This window comes from Natronococcus sp. (genome assembly GCF_047921035.1).
Classification (GTDB): Archaea; Halobacteriota; Halobacteria; order Halobacteriales; family Natrialbaceae; genus Natronococcus.
Genome location: NZ_JBLRWX010000173.1, coordinates 1 through 3,902, shown reverse-complemented (window position 1 = coordinate 3,902; position 3,902 = coordinate 1). Strand labels below are relative to the sequence as shown.

Sequence of the window (3,902 nt, the reverse complement as noted above, 5' to 3'; positions counted from 1 at the left end):
GGTGTCTCGACGGAGAAGCCGTTGTGGGTCCGTGAACACTCCTGTCCCGCCTGCGGGTTTGAGGCGGACAGGGACGCGAACGCGGCGTGGAACATTCTTTCTCGCGCTCTGCAAGACGTAGGAGTGGGATACTCCGAATCAACGTCCTCAGAATCGCACGGCGATTCTGATGTGCGGACGAGAGCAGAGCTCTCGTCAACGCCTGTGGAGACTGCGCTCCCTGTGGATACGTCCGTATCTGCAAAGCGCGTCGTCGAAGCAGGAAGCCCTACCCTCAAGGAGCGAACGGCGTCAACCGTGAGCGAGTAGGGTAGGGTAGTTCACTGAACTGCTTGAAGGAGAGACTATGACTGGAAAACAGGCGGTGCTAATAGTTGCTGTCTGGATGGGAGCCACCGCCGTCTTCGGAATAATCTCCTACATTATTGTGTTCGTGATTATGGGGTCTTGATTATCTCATCCCTGCCAGCACCCAGTTCTTCGGGAACGACCCACCGCTCGAGGATCTCGAATCCGGCGGTTCGCGACTGCTTCCGTTCCGTCTCCGCGCCGGCGGTGTCCCAGCCGTCTCGAGGCCGCTCTCGACCCGGCCGGATTCTCGCCGATCCACTCGTTCGTCCCGTCGCGAACTCGTCAGCTACCGCCCGCCGTACCACTCGGCGAACGCCTCGAGCGCCCGCCCGCGGTGGGAGATGGCGTTTTTCTCCTCGGTGTCCATCTCCGCGAACGTCTTCCCGTTGTACTCGAAGATCGGATCGTAGCCGAATCCGCCCTCGCCCCGTGGGGCGACGAGAGTGCCCGCGACCGAACCCTCGAACGTCTCCGTTCGCTTCCCGTCGGCGTAGGCGAGCACCGTCCGGAACCGCGCCCGCGTGCTCTCCTCGTCGCCCGCGAGTCGCCAGACCCGCTCGATCCCGAGGGTGTCCTCGACGTAGGCCGAGTACGGGCCCGGAAAGCCGTCCAGCGCCTCGACGAACAGCCCCGTGTCGTCGACCAGCACCGGCTCCCCGCTCCCGAGTTCGGCGTAGGCCTCCTCGGCCCCGCGGGTGACGATCTCCTCGAGCGAGTCGCTCTGGAGTTCGGCGTAGTCGTAGTCGACCTGTTCGACGGTGTCGATCCCCTCGAGGTAGTCGCGGGCCTCCGCAATCTTGCCCTCGTTGCCCGTGACGAATCGGACGGTCATGTACGACAAACCGTCCAGGTGCGCCAAAGCCTCGTCGGTCCCTCGCCGCGAACACCGCCAGCGTCGGACACTCGGTCGACCGCCACTCGCAACACTTTCGTCGGTGTGCTGATTTACTCGGCGTGTGAGTAATACTGACACCGTCCGGCTCGGGGTAGTCGGACTCGGATTCATGGGACAGACCCACGCGACCAACGCCGAAACGCTCGGCCACGAGGTCGCCGCGGGTGCGGATCTCGTCGAGTCGGCCCGCGAGGAGTTCGCGGAGACCTACGGCGCGACGACCTACGAGGGGTTCGACGCGATGTACGACGCCGAGGATCTCGACGCGGTCGCGGTCTCGACGCCCAACGCCTTCCACGAGGAGGCGGTCGTCGCCGCCCTCGAGCGCGGGTACGACGTCTTCTGCGAGAAGCCCCTGGCGAGCGACCTCGAGAGCGCCGAGCGGATCGCCGACGCGGCGGCCGACGCCGACGGTTTCTGTATGGTGAACTTCCACAACCGCGTCTCGACGGCGACGGAGGTGTTCAAGGACCACCAGGCGGAGGGGTTCTTCGGCGAGATCACCCACGTCGACGCGAACTACGTCCGCCGGCGGGGCATTCCCGGCGTCGGCTCGTGGTTTACGAACCGCGAGCTGTCGGGTGGCGGCGCCGTCGTCGACATCGGCGTCCACGCGATCGACTTCGCGCTGTACCTGATGGGCTACCCCGACGTCGAGGAGGTGTTCGCCGTCACGCGCACGGAGTTCGGCCACCGCGAGGACTACGTCGACCCCGGCGACTGGTACGACGAGACGGACGAAGCCGTCTTCGACGTCGAGGACTCGGCGACGGCGATGATCCGCTGTGCGGACGATCGAACGATCTCGCTCGAGGTCACCTGGGCGGCCAACCAGGCCGAGACGAACGACTTCGTCGTCCGCGGTACCGAGGCGGGCGCGGAACTCGAACTCGGTGGCGAGGAACTGACGCTCTACCAGGCCGGCACGCAGGGGACCGACCACCTGTTCGACTCCACGCTGACGGGGGGGTCGCTCGACCGAACGGGCTGGGAGGGAAGCGACGAGCAGTTCCTCGAGGCCGTCCGGACGGGCGAACCGCCGGCGCTGAACACGGCCGAGCACGCCCTGACGGTCCAGCGCGTGATCGACGCGATCTATCGCTCCGGCGAGGAAGGGACGTCGGTATCGATCGAGTAGAGCGCGTTCGCGTCGGCTGCGATCAGCGCTGGGAGTCCCGCAGGATCAGCGGGCCGATCGCCAGCGTCCGTTTTGCTGCCGTCGCAACCCGCATGATATACGAGGTCAACAGGAAGAACGGGACGAGCGTGATCGTAAACGTCACGCCGACGAGCCAGAGCAGCGTCTCGATGCCCAGGATCCGCCCGGTGACCGTCGCCGTGTCGACGAACACCAGCATCATTCCCGAGACCAGCAGCGCCGGAATCGCCGCATAGAGGATGAACCGCGAGAGGTTGATCAGTTCCCACTGGAAGTACAGCGTCTTGACGTGCTCTCGAGCGGGACCGAACATCGCGAATGAGGTCCGGAGATCCTCGAGGGCGTCGCGTTGCTCCTCGTCGATATCGTCCTCGTAGTCGGCGATCAGGCGCTCGATCTGGAAGATCTTCCAGGAGTAGTTGTAGTCCATCGAGGCGTAGACGACGTCGAACGTGCCGAACTTGGCGCCGTCGAGCTCCTCGCGAACGGTTTCGGCGTTACCCGTGATACTGTCGACGAACTCGTCGATCTCGTTTTTGAGGTCGTCGTTGTCGGTCGACTCCATGACCTCGTCAAGCCGTTCGGCGCGTTGCTGGGTCGCGTCGACGATCTCGCGGAGAAACGCCGACGGATCGGCTGGCGCCGGTTTGCCGGTGAGCTCCTTGATGTAGCCGCGGAAGTCCATCGTCTCGCTCATCCGCGTCCGCTGCTCGCCGAGCGGGCCGTTCTCCTGGGAGATGATCAGCTGGCTGATGGTGACGACGAGGGTGACGCCGGTGATCAGCGCGCCGATCATCTGCGTGTACAGCGATTCGATGACGGCTCGTTCCTGAAGCAGGTCCGAGAGCGTCGGGTCGAGGAGGCTCCCGAGCATGAACAGCACGAAAAACCCGACCGCGAGCACGCCGGTGACGAGCTGTCGGTTCGCACCGACGATCAGCCAGAGCTTGAGCTTGCTTTCGTCGGCCCGCTCGCGCATCGTGTCGCCGGTGCTGACCTGGTCCTCGTCGGCGTTCTCGCCGTCACTCATCGTCCCCACCTTCGGCCGGTCGTTTGAAGACGAGGTACTTCGTGCCGCCGCCGGTGTACTCGATCGTGCTGACGAGTTCCCAGCCGTCCTGGCCGAGTTCGTTCAACAGTTCCTTCGGATCGCTCGCCTCCTCCATCGTCGCCGCGCGGGGCGGACGAACCGTCTCGTACTCCCAGACGGTTCCCCTGTCCGGTGCCATACTCGTATATCGGAGATCCGCCGAAAAAGGGTTCGCGTTGCTACCACGTGGTCGGGACGGGCGAAATCGACCGCCGACGGACCGGTCGTCCGCGCGCGGCGAGAAGCAGTCATACGGTTTACTGTAAGTCATTACCGTCGCAACCGCGACCCGTGCGGCGGTTGCGCCGGTAAATCGGTACAGCAATCCGTATCAGTCGTCGTCGACGATGACCTCTACCGGCTCGTCCTCGGTGCCCTCCGTCCCCTCGGTGACGCCCTGCTGTTCC

General features: G+C 64.7%; 5 protein-coding genes. 2 read left to right on the top strand and 3 right to left on the bottom strand.

Translation table 11 applies throughout. From position 1 onward, the window contains the following. On the top strand, positions 1–309 hold a 309-nt coding region (locus ACNA7R_RS19555), incomplete at its 5' end, for a zinc ribbon domain-containing protein (RefSeq protein WP_416285204.1). A 328-nt stretch (positions 310–637) separates the two neighbouring features. Here ACNA7R_RS19555 and ACNA7R_RS19550 read toward each other — a convergent pair. Then, the gene (locus ACNA7R_RS19550; protein WP_416285202.1) at positions 638–1,183 is read right to left on the bottom strand and encodes an XTP/dITP diphosphatase; all 546 of its coding nucleotides are present in this window, start codon (positions 1,181–1,183) and stop codon (positions 638–640) included. Between the two features lie 124 nt (positions 1,184–1,307). Between ACNA7R_RS19550 and ACNA7R_RS19545 the strand changes: the two genes are divergently transcribed. Beyond that, the gene (locus tag ACNA7R_RS19545) at positions 1,308–2,384 is read left to right on the top strand and encodes a Gfo/Idh/MocA family protein (protein WP_416285200.1); all 1,077 of its coding nucleotides are present in this window, start codon (positions 1,308–1,310) and stop codon (positions 2,382–2,384) included. 22 nt (positions 2,385–2,406) lie between these two features. Here ACNA7R_RS19545 and ACNA7R_RS19540 read toward each other — a convergent pair whose 3' ends face one another. After that, positions 2,407–3,435 carry a hypothetical protein gene (locus ACNA7R_RS19540; protein ID WP_416285198.1) on the bottom strand — a complete coding sequence of 343 codons (1,029 nt, stop codon included), beginning with the start codon at positions 3,433–3,435 and terminating at the stop codon, positions 2,407–2,409. After that, the gene (locus tag ACNA7R_RS19535) at positions 3,428–3,634 is read right to left on the bottom strand and encodes a DUF4177 domain-containing protein (RefSeq protein WP_416285196.1); all 207 of its coding nucleotides are present in this window, start codon (positions 3,632–3,634) and stop codon (positions 3,428–3,430) included. The genes ACNA7R_RS19540 and ACNA7R_RS19535 overlap by 8 nt, the downstream gene beginning before the upstream one ends. Positions 3,635–3,902: the final 268 nt, after the last annotated feature.

Bases quoted from the DNA above. Each gene is read 5' to 3' on its own strand.
- ACNA7R_RS19550 (WP_416285202.1), bottom strand. From the start codon at position 1,183: ATGACCGTCCGATTCGTCACGGGCAACGAGGGCAAGATTGCGGAGGCC.
- ACNA7R_RS19540 (WP_416285198.1), bottom strand. From the start codon at position 3,435: ATGAGTGACGGCGAGAACGCCGACGAGGACCAGGTCAGCACCGGCGAC.
- ACNA7R_RS19535 (WP_416285196.1), bottom strand. From the start codon at position 3,634: ATGGCACCGGACAGGGGAACCGTCTGGGAGTACGAGACGGTTCGTCCG.